This window comes from Sphingomonas sabuli (assembly GCF_014352855.1).
Classification (GTDB): Bacteria; Pseudomonadota; Alphaproteobacteria; order Sphingomonadales; family Sphingomonadaceae; genus Sphingomicrobium; species Sphingomicrobium sabuli.
Genome location: NZ_CP060697.1, coordinates 1,733,552 through 1,754,983 on the forward strand (window position 1 = coordinate 1,733,552; position 21,432 = coordinate 1,754,983).

26 protein-coding genes are annotated in these 21,432 nt (G+C 64.9%); 13 read left to right on the forward strand and 13 right to left on the reverse strand.

From position 1 onward, the window contains the following. The first annotated feature begins 31 nt into the window (after positions 1-31). Complete coding sequence (locus H8M03_RS08610) at positions 32-865, forward strand: DNA polymerase III subunit delta (RefSeq protein ID WP_425506841.1); 834 nt, start codon at positions 32-34, stop codon at positions 863-865. Here the strand turns inward: H8M03_RS08610 and H8M03_RS08615 are convergent. The 11 genes from H8M03_RS08615 to hemE form a co-directional block, all read right to left on the reverse strand. Beyond that, entirely contained in the window at positions 862-1,755 is an 894-nt protein-coding gene (locus tag H8M03_RS08615) for a ParB/RepB/Spo0J family partition protein (protein WP_187479047.1), read from the reverse strand. The genes H8M03_RS08610 and H8M03_RS08615 overlap by 4 nt on opposite strands. Continuing rightward, positions 1,752-2,534: a ParA family protein gene (locus H8M03_RS08620; RefSeq protein WP_187479048.1), complete on the reverse strand. Its 783-nt coding sequence runs from the start codon at positions 2,532-2,534 to the stop codon at positions 1,752-1,754. Before H8M03_RS08620 ends, H8M03_RS08615 begins: the two co-directional genes overlap by 4 nt. After that, positions 2,531-3,151 carry a 16S rRNA (guanine(527)-N(7))-methyltransferase RsmG gene (rsmG, locus tag H8M03_RS08625; RefSeq protein ID WP_187479049.1) on the reverse strand — a complete coding sequence of 207 codons (621 nt, stop codon included), beginning with the start codon at positions 3,149-3,151 and terminating at the stop codon, positions 2,531-2,533. Before rsmG ends, H8M03_RS08620 begins: the two co-directional genes overlap by 4 nt. Beyond that, a complete protein-coding gene (gene mnmG, locus H8M03_RS08630) occupies positions 3,148-4,833 on the reverse strand; it encodes a tRNA uridine-5-carboxymethylaminomethyl(34) synthesis enzyme MnmG (protein WP_187481013.1) in 1,686 nt (561 codons plus the stop codon). The genes rsmG and mnmG overlap by 4 nt, the downstream gene beginning before the upstream one ends. A 31-nt stretch (positions 4,834-4,864) precedes the next feature. After that, on the reverse strand, positions 4,865-6,145 hold the full coding sequence (mnmE, locus tag H8M03_RS08635; RefSeq protein WP_187479050.1) for a tRNA uridine-5-carboxymethylaminomethyl(34) synthesis GTPase MnmE: 1,281 nt from the start codon (positions 6,143-6,145) through the stop codon (positions 4,865-4,867). 15 nt (positions 6,146-6,160) lie between these two features. Next, positions 6,161-6,895, reverse strand: a complete 735-nt coding sequence (locus H8M03_RS08640) for a YjbE family putative metal transport protein (RefSeq protein WP_187479051.1) — start codon at positions 6,893-6,895, stop codon at positions 6,161-6,163. A 45-nt stretch (positions 6,896-6,940) separates the two neighbouring features. After that, positions 6,941-7,606, reverse strand: coding sequence for a YjbE family putative metal transport protein (locus H8M03_RS08645; protein WP_187479052.1), 666 nt, complete (start codon positions 7,604-7,606; stop codon positions 6,941-6,943). Positions 7,607-7,629: 23 nt separating this feature from the next. Next, positions 7,630-8,886 carry a transcription termination factor Rho gene (rho, locus tag H8M03_RS08650; protein ID WP_187479053.1) on the reverse strand — a complete coding sequence of 419 codons (1,257 nt, stop codon included), beginning with the start codon at positions 8,884-8,886 and terminating at the stop codon, positions 7,630-7,632. 141 nt (positions 8,887-9,027) lie between these two features. Continuing rightward, entirely contained in the window at positions 9,028-9,567 is a 540-nt protein-coding gene (locus H8M03_RS08655; protein ID WP_187479054.1) for a metal-dependent hydrolase, read from the reverse strand. Positions 9,568-9,574: 7 nt separating this feature from the next. Next, complete coding sequence (locus H8M03_RS08660) at positions 9,575-10,027, reverse strand: CopD family protein (RefSeq protein ID WP_187479055.1); 453 nt, start codon at positions 10,025-10,027, stop codon at positions 9,575-9,577. After that, positions 10,024-11,067, reverse strand: coding sequence for a uroporphyrinogen decarboxylase (gene hemE / locus H8M03_RS08665; protein WP_187481014.1), 1,044 nt, complete (start codon positions 11,065-11,067; stop codon positions 10,024-10,026). The genes H8M03_RS08660 and hemE overlap by 4 nt, the downstream gene beginning before the upstream one ends. Before the next feature lie 348 nt (positions 11,068-11,415). Here hemE and H8M03_RS08670 point away from each other — a divergent pair, with 348 nt between their 5' ends. The 8 genes from H8M03_RS08670 to H8M03_RS08705 all read left to right on the forward strand — a co-directional run bounded on the left by H8M03_RS08670 (position 11,416) and on the right by H8M03_RS08705 (position 16,147). Further along, positions 11,416-11,955 carry a Maf family protein gene (locus H8M03_RS08670; RefSeq protein ID WP_246449232.1) on the forward strand — a complete coding sequence of 180 codons (540 nt, stop codon included), beginning with the start codon at positions 11,416-11,418 and terminating at the stop codon, positions 11,953-11,955. Then, positions 11,952-12,545 carry a dephospho-CoA kinase gene (gene coaE, locus H8M03_RS08675; RefSeq protein ID WP_187479057.1) on the forward strand — a complete coding sequence of 198 codons (594 nt, stop codon included), beginning with the start codon at positions 11,952-11,954 and terminating at the stop codon, positions 12,543-12,545. The genes H8M03_RS08670 and coaE overlap by 4 nt, the downstream gene beginning before the upstream one ends. 8 nt (positions 12,546-12,553) lie before the next feature. Further along, entirely contained in the window at positions 12,554-13,252 is a 699-nt protein-coding gene (dnaQ, locus tag H8M03_RS08680) for a DNA polymerase III subunit epsilon (RefSeq protein WP_187479058.1), read from the forward strand. Positions 13,253-13,307: 55 nt separating this feature from the next. Continuing rightward, complete coding sequence (gene hpf / locus H8M03_RS08685) at positions 13,308-13,871, forward strand: ribosome hibernation-promoting factor, HPF/YfiA family (RefSeq protein WP_187479059.1); 564 nt, start codon at positions 13,308-13,310, stop codon at positions 13,869-13,871. Positions 13,872-13,931: 60 nt separating this feature from the next. Beyond that, entirely contained in the window at positions 13,932-14,396 is a 465-nt protein-coding gene (locus H8M03_RS08690; RefSeq protein WP_187479060.1) for a PTS sugar transporter subunit IIA, read from the forward strand. A 7-nt stretch (positions 14,397-14,403) separates the two neighbouring features. Continuing rightward, the gene (locus tag H8M03_RS08695; protein WP_187479061.1) at positions 14,404-14,748 is read left to right on the forward strand and encodes a DUF1491 family protein; all 345 of its coding nucleotides are present in this window, start codon (positions 14,404-14,406) and stop codon (positions 14,746-14,748) included. A 219-nt stretch (positions 14,749-14,967) separates the two neighbouring features. Beyond that, entirely contained in the window at positions 14,968-15,591 is a 624-nt protein-coding gene (locus tag H8M03_RS08700; RefSeq protein ID WP_246448826.1) for a cell wall hydrolase, read from the forward strand. Positions 15,592-15,652: 61 nt separating this feature from the next. Continuing rightward, positions 15,653-16,147 (forward strand): MmcB family DNA repair protein, encoded by a 495-nt coding sequence (locus H8M03_RS08705; RefSeq protein WP_425506842.1) that lies wholly within the window; start codon positions 15,653-15,655, stop codon positions 16,145-16,147. On the opposite strand, the gene H8M03_RS08710 is transcribed toward H8M03_RS08705, so the two are convergent. Next, positions 16,144-16,716 (reverse strand): ankyrin repeat domain-containing protein, encoded by a 573-nt coding sequence (locus H8M03_RS08710; protein ID WP_187479063.1) that lies wholly within the window; start codon positions 16,714-16,716, stop codon positions 16,144-16,146. The two genes, H8M03_RS08705 and H8M03_RS08710, sit on opposite strands and share 4 nt — an antisense overlap. 60 nt (positions 16,717-16,776) lie before the next feature. Between H8M03_RS08710 and H8M03_RS08715 the strand changes: the two genes are divergently transcribed. Next, positions 16,777-17,214: a YcgN family cysteine cluster protein gene (locus H8M03_RS08715; RefSeq protein WP_187479064.1), complete on the forward strand. Its 438-nt coding sequence runs from the start codon at positions 16,777-16,779 to the stop codon at positions 17,212-17,214. Beyond that, positions 17,204-17,911: a M48 family metallopeptidase gene (locus H8M03_RS08720; RefSeq protein ID WP_187479065.1), complete on the forward strand. Its 708-nt coding sequence runs from the start codon at positions 17,204-17,206 to the stop codon at positions 17,909-17,911. The genes H8M03_RS08715 and H8M03_RS08720 overlap by 11 nt, the downstream gene beginning before the upstream one ends. On the opposite strand, the gene H8M03_RS08725 is transcribed toward H8M03_RS08720, so the two are convergent. Beyond that, positions 17,861-20,011 carry a transglycosylase domain-containing protein gene (locus H8M03_RS08725; RefSeq protein ID WP_187479066.1) on the reverse strand — a complete coding sequence of 717 codons (2,151 nt, stop codon included), beginning with the start codon at positions 20,009-20,011 and terminating at the stop codon, positions 17,861-17,863. The genes H8M03_RS08720 and H8M03_RS08725 overlap by 51 nt on opposite strands. A 120-nt stretch (positions 20,012-20,131) precedes the next feature. On the opposite strand from H8M03_RS08725, the gene H8M03_RS08730 reads away from it, so the two are divergent. Both H8M03_RS08730 and H8M03_RS08735 read left to right on the forward strand, forming a co-directional pair. Continuing rightward, entirely contained in the window at positions 20,132-20,656 is a 525-nt protein-coding gene (locus H8M03_RS08730) for a DUF4402 domain-containing protein (RefSeq protein WP_187479067.1), read from the forward strand. A gap of 154 nt (positions 20,657-20,810) precedes the next feature. Next, on the forward strand, positions 20,811-21,323 hold the full coding sequence (locus H8M03_RS08735; RefSeq protein WP_187479068.1) for a DUF4402 domain-containing protein: 513 nt from the start codon (positions 20,811-20,813) through the stop codon (positions 21,321-21,323). Positions 21,324-21,432 lie beyond the last annotated feature (109 nt).

Genomic DNA, 21,432 nt, shown 5'->3' on the forward strand with positions numbered 1-21,432 from the left:
GGCAGCCCCGTCGCTGAAGTCGGACCCGGCAATGCTGGCCGACGAAGCAGCGGCGATCGGCATGTTCGGCGACAAGCGCGCATTGTGGGTTGAGCCGGCAGGCGACGAGATCGTTGCGGCGGTCGAGGCGCTGCTTGAGCTGTCAGTAGCCGAAAGCCCCGCGATCGCCATCGCCGGCGCGCTGCGCAAGTCGTCTGCCCTGGTCAAATTGGCGGAGGCCCACGCGGCATGCCTGTCGCACGTGTCCTACGAACTGGGCGAGCGCGAGGCGACGTCGCTGGTGCAGGAATTGGCGCGCGGCGAAGGGTTGCGCCTCGCGGAAGGTGTCGCAGGCCGGCTCGCAGGCGCGGCGGGCAACGAGCGGGGCGTCATCGCCCAGGAACTGGCGAAAATTGCGCTGTACGTCGACGCGAGCGCCGACTCTCCGGCACTCGTCGACGCGCAAGTCCTCGATGACATTGGTGCCGGGTCCGAAGGCGATTCGACGCGGCTGGGCGACCTGGCCTTGTCTGGCGACGTTGACGCCTTGACCCGCGAACTGGATGCCAGCGCTGGCGATGCGGTGCCGATCTCCGTCCTCCGCTCGCTGCAGCGGAGAATCATGATGCTGGCGCCCATCCGCGCCAAGGTCGACCGCGGCCAGCGGCCTCATGACGCCGTGACGTCATCCGGTAACGCTGTGTTTTTCAAGGATAAAGACCTTGTCGCTAGATTGGTCTCGCTGTGGGATTCCGTGGCGCTGGAACGCGTGTTGCAACGGTCCGGAGAGCTGGAGCGCCGCTTAATGCGGTCAGACTCGCCACCGGAAATCGAGGCGTTGGAAGAAGAATTGGTCGCGATCGCGCGGACCGCCCGCCGCCGCTAGATCGGCTCGCCGCTGAGCCGCTGGCAGATCATGTCGAGCTGATCGAGGCTGGAATAGCTTAGCGACACCGTCCCACCGCGGCCGCTGTGCGCAACTTTCACCTTCAGGCCCAGCATGTCGCCAAGTTGGCGTTCAAGGGCGGCAAGGTCGGCATCGACCGGCTGGTTGGGCGGGCGTACGGTCGCCGGCGTCTTCGCATCGCCGGTCCGGCGCGCCTTCGCCAACGCCTCGGTCTGCCGAACCGACAAGCCGTCCGACACAATCTGCCTGGCGAGCTTTTCCGGATCGTCGGCCGTCGCAACGGCCCGGGCGTGGCCCATGCTGATTTCGCCGTGCAGCAGCAGCTGCTTCACGCCGTCAGGAAGATCAAGCAATCTCAATAGGTTAGCGATATGGCTCCGCGACTTGTGGACGATTTTGGCAAGCGCGTCCTGGGTATGCCCGTAGCGGTCGATCAGCTTGCTGTAGCCCTCAGCTTCCTCAATCGCATTGAGGTCCTGCCGCTGCACGTTTTCGATCAACGCGATCTCGGCCGATGTCGCGTCGTCGATATCGCGAACGATGGCCGGAATGGTGTGGAGGCGCGCGCGTTGCGCCGCACGCCAGCGACGTTCGCCCGCCACCAGCTGGAAATTCTCACCGTCCGGCCGCAGCAGGATCGGTTGCAGCACGCCACGCTGCGCTATGGACTCGGCCAGCTCGGCAATGGCCTCTTCGTCAAAGTAAGCGCGTGGCTGTGCAGGATTTGGCTGAATTCTGCCGATTTCGACTTCGCGAACGCCGTGTTCGGGCGCATCCTTTGGCGCCCCTTCCGAGGTGGAAGGACGCACCGCCTCGTCAAGCAAGGCGGCAAGGCCCCGGCCCAGCCCGGACGTCTTCTTTTCGCTCATGCGGCCTCCGCCTGGCGCGGCAGGCGCGCGATCAATTCCCGGGCGAGACGGACGTAGGCCTCGGACCCAGGACATTTGAGGTCGTAGATCAACGCCGGCAGTCCGTGGCTGGGGGCTTCTGACAAGCGAACGTTACGCGGCACCACGGTGTCGAAGACTACCTTCCCCAGACACGCCCGAACGTCGTCGGACACCTGGCTCGACAGGCGATTGCGGCGGTCGAACATGGTCAATGCGATGCCGAGGATCGACAGGTCGGGATTGAACGCGACACGGATGCGCTCCACCGTCTGCAAAAGCTGGCTGAGCCCTTCCAGGGCGAAGAATTCCGATTGAAGAGGCACGAGCAGATGACGCGCCGCGACGAGGCCGTTGACCGTCAGCAGGCCGAGCGACGGCGGGCAGTCCATCAGGCAGATGTCCCACCGGCCTGGCGGCGCAGCGTCAAGCGACTTCTCGAGCCGCCGCGCGCGATCGTCCATGCCGACCATCTCGATCTCGGCCCCCGACAGGTCGACCGTCGCCGGCAGCAAGTCGAGACGCGGCACACGCGACGGGATGACACTGTCGGCGACGCTGGCTGAGCCGATCAGGACGTCATAACTGGATCGCTCTCGCTTCGACTGCGGTACGCCAAGTCCGGTGGAAGCGTTGCCCTGTGGATCCAGATCGATCAGCAGAACCTTCCAGCCGACCGCCGCCAGCGCTGTGGCAAGGTTGATCGCGGTCGTGGTTTTACCGACGCCGCCTTTCTGGTTCGCGATCGCGACGCGAATCATCGCCCACCCTTCGCTTTCACATCCCACAGCACCAAAATCCTCGAATCAGGATCGGTCAGGCTGGGAACGGTTTCTGCTTCACAGTGCCACCTTCGTCGGACTTCGACCAGTTCCGATCCGGCGCTTCGCCCTTTTGGCAGGATCCACCGCGTTTTTCTTGTGGACAGATGCGTGGATAGTTGGAGCAGCTTCGCCGCCGGAGCCACGGCGCGCGCGGTGATATTGGCAAAGGTCCCAGAGGCTCGTTCGGCCTTCATAGGCGCCACGATGACCCGGTTCGATAGACCGAGCTCGTTCACGACCTTCTGCAGGAACTCGGCGCGCAATTTTCGCGGTTCGATAAGAGTGACAGGTCCACTAGTTAGGATGGCAACCACCATACCCGGGAGGCCGGCACCGGACCCCACGTCGGCCCATGACATGTCAAGATCTGGCGCCAGCTCAACAAGCTGTGCGCCATCGATAATATGTCGGCTCCAGAGGTCATCCATTGAAGCACGGGACACCAAGTTTTGCCTCGCCGATTCTGCGCGGAGGATTTCGACATAGTGCTCTAACAATACGAACGTTTCACGTGAAACACTCCGCCCCGTCGCTGCCTCGAGTCTATCGATCACGCAGCTATTCTGGATGCGGCAACGTGCAAGGCGGTGAGCGCCGCCGGGGTAACGCCGGCTACCCGCGATGCGTGATCGAGCGTTTCGGGCCGTGCTGTGGATAGTCGCTCGATCATCTCGTTCGACAGGCCGGGAACAGCCCGATAATCGAAGCTAATTCCAATGCGCACTTTCGCATCCCGCCGCAGGGCTGCCCATTCACGCTGCTGGCGGTCAAGGTACGGAGCGTAAAGGAGATCGGCCTGACCCTCTGGCGTGTGCGCCCAATCGTCGGAAATACGGCGCGCCTCATGCTGCTCAATTAGTGAACGTCGATCATCGGAGAGGCATGCAGCATCGATCGCGGCCTTACCGAGGCGGCTCATGGCGTTGTCCGCGCGCAGGGCGAGCCGGAACTCGGCCCGTGCCGTCATCATTCGATAGGGTTCGCTAACGCCCTGTAGTGTCAGGTCGTCGACCATGACGCCGATATAGGATGTCCGGCGATCGAACAGGACGGGCTCTGACCCAAGGGCATGCGCCGCCGCGTTGAGGCCGGCTACCAGCCCTTGCGCAGCCGCCTCTTCATAACCCGTCGTGCCATTGATTTGCCCCGCCAGGAACAGCCCGCAAACGTCTTGGGCTTCGAGCGATTGCGAAAGGCGCCTCGGATCAACGAACTCATACTCCACGGCATAACCAGGTTTGGCGATGACTGCGCGTTCAAGTCCTGGAACGGAGCGAATAAAGGCATGCTGGACGTCCTCTGGCAACGACGTCGAAATGCCATTCGGGTATACCAGATGATTGGTCAGCCCTTCCGGCTCGAGAAAGATCTGGTGTCCGTCGCGACCGCCGAAGCGCCGGATTTTGTCTTCGATCGAAGGGCAATAACGAGGCCCCCGGCCTTCGATTGCGCCTGCGAACAAAGGCGAGCGATCGAGATTAGCTTCAATGATGTCGTGGGTTGCGGAGGTTGTGCGTGTGATGGCGCAGTTGACTTGATGCGGTAGGTCACCAGGCGATGACAGCGCCGACATCGTCCAAGGTTCCTCCTCGCTGGGCTGAACCTCCAGACGCGCCCAATCTATGGTCCGACCGTCGAGCCGCGGCGGAGTGCCGGTTTTTAGCCTCCCCTGCCCCAGCCCGATCTCGCGGAGCTGGTGGCCGAGTGTGGCCGACGACCTCTCGCCAGTGCGCCCACCAGAGACGACGGTATCTCCGATGTACATGCGGGCGTTGAGGAACGTCCCCGTTGCAATCACCAGTGCATGGCACTGAATGTCACCCAAGCTAGTCGACAGCCCGCATACGCGTCCCTTACGCACCACCGCTGAAAGGGCTTCGCAAACGATAATCTCGACACCGCTCGCCCGAACCACCTCGCGGATGGCCTGCGCATAAAGCGCTCGGCCTGCCTGGACTCGGGGGCCATGAACGGCCGGCCCCTTGCTGCGATTGAGCATGCGACGGTGGATCGCGGCGCGGTCGGCCGCCCTGGCCATCAGGCCATCGAAGACATCGAGTTCGCGCACGAGATGGCCTTTGCCGACGCCACCGATCGACGGGTTGCAGGACATTTGCCCCAGATCAGCTTCTCGGAAAGTAATCAGCCCTACGCGAGCGCCACGCCGTGCGGCGGCTGTCGCCGCTTCGCAGCCTGCGTGCCCACCTCCGATGACCAAAACGTCGTACACACCCAGGCCCTACCCCATCAGTGTTTCACGTGAAACCCTACTTACCGAGGCAAAAGCGGCCGAACAGCGCGTCGAGTACGTCCTCCACACCCGCTTGGCCGGTCAAGCGGCCAAACGCAGCTCGTGCGGAACGAAGGTCCTCCGATTGAAGAACGATATCATCACTTGACGAGGCGCGGCGCAGCGCTTCTGCAGCGTCGCGTATACGCGCAGCCTGGCGAGCGTTGACGGCTAAGACGCCTTCGACTGGCAGAAGACGCCGCGCGTGCTCGACAATTGCGGTATGTAAATCACCCAGGCCGAGCCCCGTTCTTACCGATACCGGAATAAACTCCACTGGCGAGGACGCCCTTTCGGAAAGATCACTGCGCGCGTGAATGCGAATGAGGTGATCGTGCGCCGGTGCTTCGGTAGGCTCGCCAAGCCACACCAGAATGTCTGACTGCTGCACAAGGCGGTTGGCTCGGGCGACTCCCTCAATTTCCAAAACGTCCGCGCTATTACGAATACCGGCAGTGTCCGTCAGCCTAATTGGTATCCCATCTAGAGCTATCCCTACCTCGATATGATCGCGAGTTGTCCCGGGGATATCGGCGACAATCGCCCGCTCATAGCCCACTAAGGCATTGAGAAGGCTTGATTTTCCAGCATTTGGAGGTCCAGCCAAAACAACCAGAAGCCCGTCTTTCAGCGGCTCTGCCATAGGCCTAGCAAGCCACTGTTCCAGCTCAATCGCTAATGCCTCGCATTCACGATTCAATGTCGGATATGCGTCGACGCTGTCTTCTTCGACGTAATCGATGGCCGCTTCGGCCTGGGCCGACAGTTGCAACAGTCGGTCCTGCCAGATCGCGATCTGCCGGCTAAGGCCGCCTTCGGCGACCGCGAGCGCCGCGCGGCGCTGGGTTTCAGTCTCCGCCTCGATAAGGTCGGCCAGCCCTTCCGCTTGGGTCAGGTCGATGCGCCCGTTTCCGAACGCTCGGCGCGTAAACTCGCCGGGTTCGGCCTGACGCAGGCCGGGTTGGGCGGCCAGTGCCGCCAACACCGCGGTAACGATTGCCCGCCCGCCGTGACAGTGCAGTTCGACCGTATCCTCGCCCGTTGACGTTGCGGGGCCGTCGAAGCGCAGTACCAGCGCCTCGTCGAGTAACAGCCCATCGGCATCGCGGAGAGACCGCACGCCGGCCTGACGCGACGGAGGAAGAGACCCGGCAAGTTGCCCGCCTGCCTCGTGCGCTTGCGGACCGGAAATGCGGATGACGGAGATCGCTGCCGGCGGCGATCCGCTCGACAAAGCAAATATGGTGGCGGCCGTCATTCGCCCCGGTGCGCTCTAGGCGCCGGCGACCGCCGGCCAGCCCAACGCAGGGGCAACGTCGTTGTAACCGTCCCAGATCATCTTGCCGGCAACCCACAGAATCACGATCAGGCCGCCGTAGCCGATCCACCGGTATCGCTCGATATATTTGGCGATGACGTTGGCCGCGATGCCCATCAGGGCGACCGCAAAGATCAGGCCGACGATAAGAATGCCGGGATGCTCGCGCGCCGCGCCAGCCACCGCCAGCACGTTGTCGAGGCTCATGCTGACATCCGCCACGGCGACGGCCCAGGCGGCGGCGGCGAAGCTTTTCGCGGGCTTGAGGCCGCTGTGCTCGTCGCCCTCGATCTCGGCCGAGCCCGGGCTTTCGCCGCCGTGATGAAGCTCGCGCCACATGCGCCACGCAACCCACAGCAAGAGCAGGCCGCCGGCGAGAATTAATCCAACGATCTGAAGTAGCTGGGTGACCAGAAGGGCGAAGGCGACACGCAGGACCAGCGCCGCCAGCACGCCGAGCAGGATGACCTTGCGCCGCTGTTCGGGCGGCAGGCCCGCGGCCAGCGCGCCGACCACGATTGCATTGTCGCCGGCTAGGACGAGATCGATCAGCAACACCTGGACGAACGCGGCAAAAGCGCCGGGCTCGCCGATGTTGGAAAAGTCGCGGACGATAGAATTCCAGATTTCCGCCGGGCCACCCAGGCCGCCAGCCTCGGCTGCAACCGCGCTCAGCAACGTCTCGAACACCAGAATCTCCCGAATCCGCCGTTCTCGTCCCGGCGTGCGCCCGCCCTAGCCGAGACCGAGAACGGTTCTCAAGCCGAGTAAATGCTCATCGCCGACCCAGCCTTCGTATACCATCGTCGCGGCGACGTAGAGGATGACGGCGAGCCCGATGTAGTTGATCCAGTGATAGCGCTGAATCAGCCGCGCAACGTAATTGGCGGCAAGTCCCATCAGCAGCACCGAAAAGGTCAGGCCGATGACCAGCAGCGCTGGATTATCCCGGGCGATGGACGCGACCAGCAGCACGTTATCGAGGCTCATGCTGAGATCGGCTATGGCGATCTGCACCGCGGCCTGGAAAAAGGTCCGGGTCGCTCGCGGGCCTTCGACCGCGTCGGTGTCGGGGTCGTCGGCGACGACCGCGTGCGCCGGATGCAGCTCGCGGAACATGTTGTACGCGACCCACAGCAGCAGCAGGCCGCCGGCAAAGACCAGGCCGGTGATCTTAAGGAGCTGCGTCGCCAGCACGGCGAAGGTGATCAGGAACACCAGCGCCAGCGACACGCCGAACAGCAGAACCCGTCGCCGCTCGCGTTCAGGCAGGCCCGAAGCGAGGGATCCCATGATGACGACGTTGTCGCCGGCCATGGTCAGGTCGCCGACGACGATCTGACCGAGCTTTGCGGCGCCCGCGGTCGTGAAGACGGTCGAAAAGCTGAATCCGGACAGCATCGGCGCTTAACCCGCGCCGGCCGCTACTGGTTCATCGAAGCGAAGAAATCCTCGTTCGACTTGGCGTCCTTCATCTTGTCGAGCAGGAACTGCATGGCGTCGACCGTGCCCATCTGCATCAGGATCCGGCGCAGCACCCACATCTTGGTAAGCGTCGCCTGATCGACCAGCAGTTCCTCCTTGCGGGTTCCGGACTTGCCGACGTCCAGCGACGGGAAGATGCGCTTGTCGCTGACCTTGCGGTCGAGCACGATTTCGCTGTTACCGGTGCCCTTGAACTCTTCGAAGATGACCTCGTCCATCTTCGACCCGGTATCGATCAACGCGGTGGCGATGATCGACAGCGAACCGCCTTCCTCGATGTTGCGCGCGGCGCCGAAGAAGCGCTTGGGCCGCTGCAGAGCATTGGCGTCGACACCACCGGTCAGTACCTTGCCCGAGCTCGGCACGACCGTGTTGTAGGCGCGGCCAAGGCGGGTGATGCTGTCGAGCAGGATAACGACGTCCTTCTTGTGCTCGACCAGGCGCTTGGCCTTCTCGATCACCATTTCCGCGACCTGCACGTGCCGCGACGCAGGTTCGTCAAAGGTCGAGGAAATGACCTCGCCCTTCACGCTGCGCTGCATGTCGGTCACTTCTTCCGGCCGCTCGTCGATCAGCAGGACGATCAGGAATACCTCGGGATTATTGTCGGTGATCGCCCGCGCGATGTTCTGCAGCAGGACGGTCTTGCCGGTCCGCGGCGGCGCCACGATCAGCGCGCGCTGCCCCTTGCCGAGCGGAGCGACGATGTCGATCACCCGCGCCGACTTGTCCTTGATGGTCGGGTCGAGCGTGTCGAGCTTGAGCTTGCTGTCAGGATAGAGCGGGGTGAGATTGTCGAAGTTGACGCGATGGCGGACCGTTTCCGGATCATCGAAATTGATCGACGTGACGCGGGTCAGCGCGAAATAGCGCTCGCCATCCTTGGGCGCGCGAATCTCGCCTTCGACCGTATCCCCGGTGCGCAGGCCAAAGCGCCGCACCGTCGCCGGGGCGACGTAAATGTCGTCCGGGCCGGCCAGATAATTGGCTTCCGGCGAGCGCAGGAAACCGAAACCGTCGTTCAATACCTCGATCGTGCCGCTGCCGATGATTTCAGCGCCATCTTCCGCCTCGACCTTGAGGATCGAGAACATGATGTCCTGCTTGCGCATCGTGGATGCGCCCTCGATCCCGGCCTCTTCGGCCATGGTGACGAGTTCGGCGGGCGATTTCTGCTTGAGGTCTTTAAGATGCATTTAGGGTACTCGATTGAAATAACAGGGGAAAAAGTCGGCTCGGCCGCAGGACGCTGCCAGGAAAGAGACTAGGGCTGCGGCGAGAGAGAGAACTGGCCGGAACAGCCGTCGCGACCGAGTTATGGTCGCAAGGGTACGGTGTCAATCAGGACGCCGTGCAAAACTGCGCCTGGCCGCGTGAAATAGCAGGCCGAGGACGATTGCGGGGGCGATCAGGAACACGGCTTCCGACGCCAGTACGGACCAGATCCGCCCGCTGAAGAGATCCTGCAACCCGACGTGCGATACGGTCACCGGCCGGGCGAGAAACGCGAACCGGTCGTGCTCGACGGGCCAGAACAGCATCATCCCCTTGCCGCCATCGGTCAGCATGTCGGTCAGCGGATGCGACAGGGTGCTGAGGAACAGCACCAGCGCGGCGCGTCGGCGCGGCACGTCGAACCAGCGGTGCAGGGTGAGGCCGATGAAGCCTGCCAAGGCGGCAAAAAGGATGCTGTGCGTCGCCCCTCGATGGCCGAGGTCGGCGGTATGGGGAATGCCGAAGGCCCGGCCGACGACATCCGCATCTGGCAGCATGCCGGCCACCATCGCAGCGACCACCAGCCGGCGGGACACGGGCGGGCTGCTGAGCGCTACTACCCCGACCAGCGGCAGTACCGCATGGGTCAGGACGGTCGGCACCGCCGGGTCAGAAGGGGCGGACGATGACCAGCACGACGACCAGCGCCGCGACGATGCCCGGAATTTCGTTCATCATCCGCAAGGTCTTGTCGCTGGCCGACCGCTTGCCTGCCGCGAGTTGCTTGCCGTAGCTGCCGAGCCAGCCCTGATAGGCGGACAGGCCGATGACCAGCGCGAGTTTGGCGTGGAACCAGCCTTCGCTGAACGCGCCGACATTGAGCGCCAGCAGCAGGCCGAGCAGCCACACCGCGATCAGGGCGGGTGAGAGGATGATCGTGCGGGTCCGCCGCTCACGCTCGATCCACGCGCGATCCTCGGCCGAACCGGCACTGGTTTCGTGATGGTAGACGTAGAAACGCGGCAGCAGCAGCAGCCCGGCGATCCAGTAGATGACGAAAGTGACGTGCGCCGCCTTCACCCACGGGTAGGCCGCACCGAGAAAGCCGCTCATCTCGTTCATTGCCGTCCCTTTACCAGCTCGACCAGCCGCTCGACATGCGCGATCGGCGTTTCCTTGATGATCCCGTGGCCCAGGTTGAAGATATGCGGCCGCGCCGACAAGGCCTCGAGGATGCGAGCGACCGCGCTGGCCATCGCTTCGCCCCCGGCAAGCAGCGCCAGCGGGTCGAGATTGCCCTGCACCGGCAACCCGGCTGGCAGTTCGCGATCGGCCCAGGCCGGGTCCATCGTCTCGTCGAGCCCTACGCAGTCCACCGCGGTCTCACGCGCATACGCCGCCAGCCGAGCCCCGGCGCCCTTGGGAAAGCCGATGATCGGCACGTCCGGATGCTCGTCGCGCAGCCGTTCGACCAGCCGCGCGGTCGGCGCGATCACCCATTGTTCGAATTGCGCCGGCGCCAGGCTGCCCGACCAGCTGTCGAACAATTGCACGACCTCGGCGCCCGCCTCGATCTGGCGGCTCAGATAGTTGAGCGTGACCTTTTCGATCCGCGCCATGATCTCCCCGAACCGCTCGGGATCGAGATAGGCCAGACGGCGGGTATCGGACTGTTCGCGGCTGCCCTGGCCGGCGGTCATGTAGGTGGCGACGGTCCACGGGCTGCCGGCAAAACCGATCAGGGTCGTCGCCGGGTCGAGCCGCGCCTTCACCTTCGCAACCGTCTCGTAGATCGGCTCCAGCCGGGTCAGGTTTGGCGTGAGGTTGTCGAGGTCGGCGGCCATCAACGGCGGCGTCAGCCGCGGCCCTTCGCCGGCCACGAAGCTCAGATTCTGACCAATCGCGAAGGGCACGATGAGGATGTCGGAAAACAGGATCGCGGCGTCGAAAGCGAAGCGCTTGAGCGGTTGGACGGTGACTTCCGCCGCGGCCTCGCTGTCATAGACGAGATCAAGGAAGCTGCCTTTGTCCTTCCGCAACTGGCGATATTCGGGAAGGTAGCGGCCGGCCTGGCGCATCAGCCACAATGGCGGGCTGTCCACCCGCTCGCCGCCGAGTACCCTGAGGATCGGCTTTCCGCTTTTCGCGGGCCCGTCCGGCAAACCGATCACCCCCTTCTCCTTCCCTATATTTAGATTCTTATAGAAGATTGTTGGAGGTAGTTGTCCGGCGGAAGCTGGGAAATAGGAGCCGCTACCGCATTTGCCAACAGCGGCCGGTTTTCGACTCCCCAGCGAGTCCGGCGAGTCGCATCGTCTTTCACCCGCGATTCACAGGCTGGGGATGAAAGCCTTTGCTTGTGCATGGAATCGCGGATTGTGCCGGGGCCGCGCTGGGCGGACCGCGATTTGTGATCATCCCCGCCCTCGCGCTAGGGGCTTAGCATCACTTTTCCACAAGGTTGTCCGGTGCCCCTCATCCTTGCCTCCGCCAGCGCGATCCGCCGCGCGATGCTCGACCAGGCGGGCGTCGAACACATCGCCGTCCCCGCAGCGATCGACGAGGATCAGGAAAAAGCGCGCCAGCGCAATCCGCGGGCGCTGGCGGCCGCGCTGGCCGAGGCCAAGGCGGTCAAGGTCAGCGTGGAGCGGCCGGACTCGTGGGTCATCGGCAGCGATTCCGTGGTCAGTGTGGGCGACCGCATGTTCGACAAGCCCGCCGACCGGGAGCAGGCCGCCGAACATCTCAGGTTCTTTTCCGGCCAGCCTATGGTGCTGACCAGCGCCGTCGCCCTGGCGCGCGGCGGCACGGTCGAATGGACGGACTGCGACAGCGCCCGGCTTCAGGTGCGCCCCCTGTCGGACAAGTTCATCGACGCCTATCTGGATGCCGAATGGCCGGAGGTCGGCTATTGTGTTGGCGTATTCCGCCTGGAGGGCCGCGGCGTGCAATTGTTCGAAAGCATCGACGGCAGCTATTTCACCATCCTCGGCATGCCCCTGCTGCCGCTGCTCGGCGCATTGCGCGACCGCGGGATCGTCGCGGCATGATCCGGCTGGCGCTGACCGGGTCCATCGGCATGGGCAAGTCGACCGTCGCGGCGATGTTTCGCGATGCCGGCATCCCGGTGTTCGACGCCGATGCAACCGTCCGCCGGCTGCAGGGCCCGGGCGGCACTTTGGTGCGCAAGATCGAACAGCGCTTTCCCGGATCGACCGGTCCCGACGGCGTCGACCGCGATGCGCTGTCGGCGATGGTCCTGGGCGACCCTGCGGAGCTCGCCGCGCTGGAGGCGATTGTTCACCCCGCGGTGCATCACGAACGCACCCGTTTCATCGTCGAACATGGCGACGCGCCTGCCTTGCTGTTCGAAATTCCCCTGCTGTTCGAAACCGGCGGGGCGAGCACGTTCGACAAGGTGATCGTCGTGTCCGCGCCGGCCGACATCCAGCGCGCGCGAGTGATGGCACGGACCGGCATGACCGCGGAGAAGTTCGAAGCGCTGCTGGCGCGGCAGATGCCCGACGCCGACAAGCGCGCCGCGGCCGATTTCGTCATCGACACCGGCGGCGACCTATCCACAACTCAGCGGCAGGTGCGCGACATACTGACTTGTCTCGGACTCCCGACCGATGGTTAAATAGGCGCATGCGGGAAATCGTCTTCGACACCGAAACCACCGGCCTCGATCCGGCGGGCGGCGACCGCATCGTCGAGATCGGTTGCGTCGAGATGTTCAATCGGTCCGAAACCGGCCGCCACTTCCACGCTTATTTCAATCCCGACCGGCCGATGCCGCCGGGGGCCGAAGCGGTGCACGGCCTGAGCGACGTCTTCCTGTCGGACAAGCCGCGCTTTCTCGAGCGGGCGGAAGAGCTGCTCGATTTTCTCGAGGATTCGCCGCTGGTCGCCCATAACGCCAGCTTCGATTTCGGCTTTCTCAACCACGAACTGGGCCAGTGCGGCCGAACCGTTATCTGCACCAGCCGGATGGTCGACACGCTGGCCATCGCACGGACGCGTCATCCCGGCGCAAAGCACAGCCTCGATGCTTTGTGCACGCGCTTCGGCGTCGACCGCAGCCGGCGGATCAAGCACGGCGCCCTGCTCGACGCGCAGCTGCTGGCGCAGGTTTACATCGAACTGACCGGCGGCCGGCAGATCGGGCTTGGCCTGGTGGAAGACACCGAAGACATGGATATCGCGGTCGTCGCCGGCACGGTCACGATCCGCGAACCCCGCCCCGCGCGCCCGCATTTTGCCGCTGATGAGGAACTGGAACGCCACCGTGCGTTCATCTCCCAGCTGGCCAATCCGCTGTGGGAGCGGCTGTCCGCCGCAAGTTGACGCGGCGGCGACGCGGGCCCTAAGCGCTCGGCAAGCCCAACAAAGGAGCAAGCCCGTGGACGTCCGCGTCGCAGATCATCAGGTCGAAACCAGCGAGTCCATCAAGGAGCATGCGGTCAGCCGCATCGAGGAGCTGACCGAGAAATATTATTCGCGCGCGGTCGGCGCCAACGTCACCTTCGGCAAGGGTCCGCACGAACATTTCGTCTGCGACATTGTTGCGCCGGTCGGCCAGGGTGTGGTGCTGAAGGCTTCGCACCGCGCACCGACGGCGCAGGCCGCGTTTGAAAGCGCCGCCGACAAGATCGAGACCCAGCTCCGCCGCTACAGCCGCCGGTTGAAACAGCGCAAGCCGAGCCCGGAGCCGATGCCGGATCTGGAAGCGAACGCATCCTATCGCGTGTTCGCGGCGGCTGAGGAGCAGGATGATGCGCCGGACAATCCGACCATCGTGGCCGAAGCCAAGGTCGACATTCCCAAGGCGGCGGTGGCCGACGCGGTGATGATGATGGACCTGCGCAACACCACCGCGTTGATGTTCCGCAACACGAAGACCGGCGAACTCAACATGGTCTATCGCCGCGAAGACGGGAATATCGGCTGGGTCGAACCCCAGTAGTCCGCCGCCGCGCCAGTATTTCCGGCCGCGCCTCGGTTACGCGGCCAAACGAGTAAGATAATGCATCTCACCGAATTTCTCGATTTCGACGCCATCAAGCCGGCGGTTCCCGCGGGTAACAAGCGCTCGCTGCTCAACCAGCTGGCGAGCCTTGCCGCGACTCGTCTCGACGTCGCGCCGGCGGCCATCCTCGAAACCATCGCGGAGCGCGAGAAGCTTGGCTCGACGGGCTTTGGCGACGGCGTCGCCATTCCGCACGGCAAGGTCGACGGTCTCAACCGCATCTATTGCCTGTTCGTGCGCCTGGCCGAACCGGTTCGCTACAAGGCGATCGACGGGGAGCCGGTGGATCTCGTCTTTCTGTTGCTGTCCCCGCCCGACGCCGGCGCCGACCACCTCAAGGCACTGGCAGCAATCAGCCGGGTGATCCGCCACGCCCCGACGCTCGAGAAGATGCGCGGCGCGCGCAGCCGCGATGCGCTGGCCGCCGTGCTGCTGGCTGCCGACGAGCGCGACGCGGCCTGATTCGGACATGACCGAGCCTCGCCTGACGGCGTTGGTCGAAGCATCCAGCCTGATTCGCCGCGCCAGCGCCAATGGCGACTTCGCGGCCATCCTGCGCAAGGGCGATCCCGAGCGCGGATCCCTGATCATCGTCGTTCGAAGCAAGGGCGACTATGTCGCGGTGCTCGAACGTGCGCTGGGTGTCGACGGCATTTACCGTTGGGAGCGGACCGGACCGAAGGAAAGCGATTCTTCGCAAAATTTAGCCGATTTCTTGAATCGCCGAGCGGGCTTCGATCCCGATTTATGGTTAATTGAGCTAGATATCGCACAGGCAGAACGATTCATCGCTGAAACGACTTCGTCGGGTTGACGACGGCGCCGCCCGGAGGACATGGCGGGTCCGTAACGAGAGCGGGGGGTGCCCGGTCGCCAGTTGGCGTTCGAGGTACCACGCGAGTCGGGGAATAGCCTGGGGGCAGGTGGGACGCGGGACCAGCCGTGCAAGCCCCAGTGGGTTGGGCCATTCGCCGCAAAAACAAAGTCTGACATGGTTGTATCTCTTCGTTCGGCGCTGTTGGTCTGCGCGGCAATGAGCGCGGGTTCGGTCGCCCCGGCGCAAGTCGGTCCTGACACGGACGCGCTGCTCCCGGCCCAGACCGCCGTCACCTCCACCGATCTTGCCAAGCAATTGCTGCGCGAATCGGACCAGGTCGCGGTTCCAACGGTCGCCACGACCCCGGTCGCAGAACCCGCCGTTGCCGAACCGGCCGCGGAAGAGGCCGGCCCGTCACTCGATGCCAAGGCCGATCTGTCGACCCTCGTGTCACAGCTTCGCGGCACCGAGCCCGGCAGCCGCCAGCTCGAATGCCTGGCCGCCGGCATCTATTTCGAATCCAAGGGTGAGCCGCTGGCCGGCCAGCTTGCGGTCGGCGAAGTGATCGCCAATCGCGCCGGCAGCGGGCGATTCCCCAGCAGCTATTGCGGCGTGCTCCTGCAGCGCGGCCAATTCTCTTTCGTCCGCGGCAACAGCTGGCCCAGCATCTCCAAGGGCAGCGCGGCGTGGAAGACCGCGGTGGCGATCGCCAAGATCGTCGATCGCGACCTCAAGGATTCGGGCGCTGCCACGGCCCTGTTCTTTCACGCCAAGCGCGTGACCCCGGGCTGGCGCAAGAAGCGCGTCGCCTCGATCGGCAACCACGTCTTCTATCGCTAGGCGGGGCAGATCCGCACGTTGCCGGATTGGCGGCGTGCACGATTTGTTCTAATCGTCGGGGGTGAGCAGCGCCCCCGATTCTCTTTTGCAGCCTTGCTTTGCCGACGCCGCGCCGATCGCGGCCGATGTCGCGCGCGGGGTAACCCGCCTGTTCTGCCGCCAGGACCTCTTCGGATTTTGCGAAGTGCCGCTGCCCAACGGGCGGCGTGCGGACATCATGGCGATAGACGCCAAGGGGCTGCTGACCATCGTCGAGATCAAGGTCGCCAAGGCGGACCTGGTCGGCGACTGCAAGTGGCTCGATTATCTGGACTATTGCGACCGTTTCTTCTGGGCGGTGCCGCCGGACCTGGCCGTCATTCTCGATGGCGAACGCTATCTGCCGGGTGAAGCCGGGCTGATCGTCGCCGACCGGTACGATGCGGCGGTGGTGCGCGACGCCGCACACCGGCCAATGGCGCCCGCGCGGCGGAAGGCGGAATTGCTGCGTTTCGCGCGGCGCGCTGCGCGCCGGCTGGCGACCCAGATGGACCCGACGCTGGGCGAGGGCCGCTAGGCCTTCGGCTTCTTCTGTTCGATCAGGCGCAGGATTTCCGGGTTGCGATTATCGCGCTTGGCATAGTCACGGGCGGAATAGCCGGCAGCCGAATCGGTCAGGTCCGGATCGGCGCCTTTCTGCAGGAGGTACCGCACCAGCGCGGTCTGTCGCTGCTGCACGGCGACGATGAGTGCGGTTTCGCCCATGCGATTGGCGGCATCGACCTTCGCGCCCACCCCGACCAGCCATTCGGCGACATCGGTCATGCCCATCCGCGCGGCGGCGATCAGCGGCGTTTCGCCGTCACGCCGCGAGAAGTTGGGATTGGCGCCATTCTTCAGCAGGTGGCCGACCCAGCTTTCCTCCCGCGCTTCGATCGCCGTCACCAGCGCCGTATTGCCGCTGGTATCGCGGACGTTGGCAAGCGTCGGGTTGGCGCCAAGCAGGGCCAGCCCCTTGTTGCCGTCGCCCTTGCGGATCGCCGCCACGAAATCATTGGCTTCGTTGCCCGGCACGGTTTGCGCCGCGGCCGGAATGGCAATCGCCGCCGCCGCGATGGCAACGATGGTGCGCTTGAGCGCTTTCATTTCACTTCCCCAGCTCATGACTTGATTGGCCCCGGTTAGCAGAGCATTGCTGGCTTTGTCATGAATGCTGGAAAACCGTTCTGGGAAAAGCCCTTGGCGTCGCTCGACCGCGGCGAGTGGGAAGCCCTGTGCGACGGGTGCGGGCGGTGCTGCACGCACAAGCTGGAAGATGACGAAACGGGGGAGATCTATCCCACCAACGTCGCCTGCCGCCTGCTCGACCGGCGCAACGGCCAGTGTACCGATTACGTTAACCGCAAGAAGCATGTCGCCGATTGCGTGGTCCTGGACCGCAAGACGCTGCACAGCCTCGACTGGCTGCCGGAAACCTGCGCCTATCGGCTGCGCGCTGCGGGCGAACCGTTGCCGGAGTGGCATTATCTGGTGTCCGGCAGCCGGGACACGGTCCACGAAGCCGGGCAATCGACGCGTGGCTGGACGGTGAGCGAGGACGATGCGGGCGATCTTGAGTGGCATGTGGTCGAGCGTGCCCTCTAGGCAGCTCGCCAGTCATCCCGACCTGCCGTTGCCCGTGCTGTTGTGCCCCGTGCGCAGCGCTCGGCGAATGCGGCTCCGGCTCGACGAACGCAATCAGCAGCTCAAGGTGACGCATCCGCGCAGCGTGCGCCCGGCCGCGGCGCTGGCCTGGGCCGCCGGACAGCGAGCGTGGGTCGAACAACAGCTTCGGCAGACGCCGCCCGCCGAGCCCCTGGTGCCCGGCGCGCGCATTCCCATCGCCGGCGAAGAGGTCGAGTTGATCTGGCGGGCCGGCGCGCCGCGAACGCCCACGCTGGCGGACGGCAAACTGGTGTGCGGCGGGCCCGCCGACGGGTTCGACCGGCGCGTCGAGCTGTTCCTCAAGCGTCTCGCGCTCGACACGCTGTCGCGCGAGACGGGGGTCTATGCGGCGCAGGCCGGGGTCAAGGCGACGTCGGTTCGGATCGGCGACGCGCGCACCCGTTGGGGCAGCTGCAGCAGCACCGGTGCGGTCCGCTACAGCTGGCGGCTGATTCTCGCCCCGCCCGAAGCCAGGCGCTATGTCGTCTGTCACGAAGTGGCGCATCTCGTGCACCTCGATCACGGCCGCGATTTCCGTAAGCTGGAGCGCGAATTGTTCGGCGGCGATACCGCCCCGGCCGAAGCTTTATTGCGCGGCGCCGCTGCCCGGTTGAGACGGATCGCCGCCACCCGGTGAACGCGGCGGTTGCGGCTGCGGCTGGGGCACGCGCTGGACCCGCGGCTGCGGCGTGGCGGTACCCGGCGGTTGTGGCTGCTGCTGCTGCCCCGGCTGCCGCGGGGCGTTGCCGAACATCCCGTCGAGCCATTCCTGCGTGACCGGCTGTTGCGGCTGCGGTTGCGGCTGTTGCGGCACCGGCTGGCCGTAGGGGTCGGCCGGACCGAAGGGATTGCCGTCGGCGTCGACCATCGGTTCGGTATTCGATTCGATATACTCGTCCCCGAACCAGCTTTCTTCCGGCTCCAGCTCCCAATCGGGCATGGGGACGGTGGTTTCGAACTGTTCGACGGGGCGCTTGGCCACCGCCTTGACCATGAAGTCGTGGAAGGCGCGCGCCGGCGCGGTGCCTCCGGCCAGGCCCGCCACGGGCTTGGCGTTGTCGCGGCCCATCCAGACGCCGGTCGTCAGCCCGCTCGAAAAACCGATGAACCAGCCGTCGCGGCTGGACTGGGTGGTGCCGGTCTTGCCGGCGACCGGGCGGCCGATCTGCGCGGCGCGACCCGTGCCGCTCAGCACGGCCGACTGCATCAAATCGGTCATCTCCGCGGCAACCCAAGGCGCGACCAGCACGCGTTGTTCGGGCGCCTCATGCTTGTAGAGGACGCGGCCGCCGACCGTTTCGACGCGGCTGATGCCATAAGGCGTGACGGCGACTCCGCGATTGCCGACCGACGCGAAGGCCTGCGTCATCTCGATAAGGCGGACGTCGCTGGTGCCCAGCACCATTGCTGGAAAGGTCGAAATCTCCGTGGTGATGCCGAACCGGTGCGCCATGTCGGCAATGGTCGAAAAGCCGAGCTGCTCGCCGATCTGGGCGCTGATCGTGTTGATCGACCGCGCGAAGGCCTCGCGCAGCGACACCGGGCCGGCATAGCTGCGGGTCGAATTGCGCGGCTTCCAGCCGTTGATGTCGACCGGCTTGTCGGTCATCGTATCGGTCGGCTTCATCCCCGATTCCAAAGCCGTCAGATAGACGAACAGCTTGAACGCGGACCCGGGCTGGCGCTGCGCCTGCGTGGCGCGGTTGTAGATTGAATCCGGATAGCTCTTGCCGCCGACCATTGCCCGCACCGCGCCGTCGCGGTCGAGGGAGACGAGCGCGCCTTGCGTGCTGGCGGGGGCATTGGCGACGATGGCCCGCTGCGCCGCCTGCTGCATGCCCGAATCCAGCGTGGTCCAGACGTTGATCGCCTCTGACGTCTCGTCGATCAGCGTGTCGAGTTGCGGCAACGCCCAGTCGGTGAAGTAGCGGACACTGTCTTCCTTGGCCGTCGGCTGGATCTTGATCTTGGTCGAATCGATGCTCTCCGCCTGGCCGGGCGTGATGTAGCCATTCGCCGCCATTGCCTTCAGCACCACGCGCGACCGGCTGCGCGCGGCTTCGACATCGGCGGTCGGGGCATAGTTCGACGGCGCCTTGACCAGGCCGGCGATGATGGCCGCTTCGCCCAGCGACAGCTGGTCCGCCCCATGGCCGAAGAAGCGGCGCGATGCCGCGTCGATGCCATAAGCGCCGCCACCGAAGTAGACGCGATTTAGGTAAAGCTCGAGGATCTGGTCCTTGCTAAACTTGCGTTCCAGCGCCAGCGCGAGAACGCCCTCCTTGATCTTGCGGCCCATGCTCCGGTTGTTGGTCAGGAAGATGTTGCGGGCGAGCTGCTGCGTGATCGTCGACGTCGCGCTGACGCGTCTGCCCCGCGTGACCGCCGAACCGATCGCCCGGGCGATGCCGATCGGATCGACGCCGATGTGGCTGCGGAACCGGCGATCCTCCACCGCGATCAGGGCCGAGCGCATCGATTGCGGGATCTGGTCGTAGGTCAGCCACTGGCCGAAGCTGGGCCCGATCGACAGCAATTCCGTGCCGTCCGCGCCGTGCACCCGGATCATCTGCCCAAGGTCCGACCGCTTGGTCATCTTCGAATAGCTGGGCAAGGCGGTAACCGCGACCGCGACCGCGACGACAAGCGCGATCACGCCCAGCAGCGCTGCATAGAGCAGGAGCTTGAACGCTGTGCGTATGGAGCTCCGCGCTGTGCCGGTGTCGGTTCGGGCCATCTGGTGTAGCGGGATAGAAAGCGGGGGGGCAGCGGGCAAGTTTTCTTCGTCGTGCCGGTGACCAGCCGGGTTACGCCGCCATTAACCCTGTTTTAGCACCATGACCGTAGACCGGGCTGCATGGCGTCCCGTTACGCCCTTATTGCGCTCGCTGCCGCCGCCGCTCTGCTGGCCGGCGTACCCTCGTCCGCGTCCGCGCAATGCCGCCTGTGTTCGACCCCGACGACGGAGCTGGCCACCGATGCGAACGGCGCCGATATCCAGCTTTCGCTCGAGGCGGCTTTGGATTTCGATAACCTTGTCCTCGACGGCGACGGCCAGGGCGAAGCGACGCTGCTTCCGACCGGGCACCGTAGCGCGTCGGGTTCGGTCACCGCAGTTAGCGCCCGCGCGATGGTGGGGTCGGTTGCCATAACCGGCGTGCCCGGGCGCGCCGTACGCATCGACCTGCCGCCGCGTATCGAACTGCACTCCTCGCGGGGCGGGCGGATCATCATCGAATCGATCGAAACTGACCTGCCGTCGGCGCCCCGGCTCGATTCCGCCGGCAATCTCAATTTCCGTTTCGGCGGCCGGCTCGACGTGCGCGGCGGGATCGAAGGCGACTATCGCGGCGACGTTCCGATCACCGTCGAATACCTCTGATCGGGATGCGTCCGGAACGGAGAAATCACTAACGCGCCGTTTACCATGCCCTTGAGGGAAGGCGTAAGCGGTTGCGGTTAATGAGATGATCACGGGTGACCGGACCAGCGGTCGGGCAGCCGATGCAGTTTTGAACCAGTGGGGAATTTTGACAATGAACAAGGCTCTGATCTTCGCCGGTGCGGTTGCCGCCCTGGCGCTCACCGGCACCGCCAATGCGGCGCCGACCCCGGCGACGACGGATGCGACGGCCACGGCCCGCATCTACACGCCGCTCACGCTCACTTCGACCCAGGACCTCGACCTCGGCACCATCGTGCTGAGCGGCACGGGCCCCTACACCGACACCGTCAGCGTCGACCGCGACGGCAACTTCAGCTGCGGTTCGGGCAACGTGACCTGTTCGGGCACGACGCAGGCCGCTTTGTATGAAGCCACCGGCACGCTCGACCAGACGCTGACCGTCTCGGTTGCCTCGACGCTGAACCTGGTAAACCAGACCCAGACTTCGGCCGACCTCGTGCTCAGTGTCGACGCTCCGGGCACCGTCGTCCTCGACGGCGATGGCTTTGTCGAATTCGGCATCGGCGGCTCGATCGACGTCAGCGACACGACCGCCGACGGTGTTTATGAAGGCACCTTCGCCGTCAGCGCCGACTACCAGTAAGCCTTACTGGAAAGCTGCGGCCACGGCCGCGCAATTCGGGGTCGCCGGGTAACCGGCGGCCCCTTTTGCGTGCCGGTGATCCCGAAACCAATGTTCATGGTGAACCGAA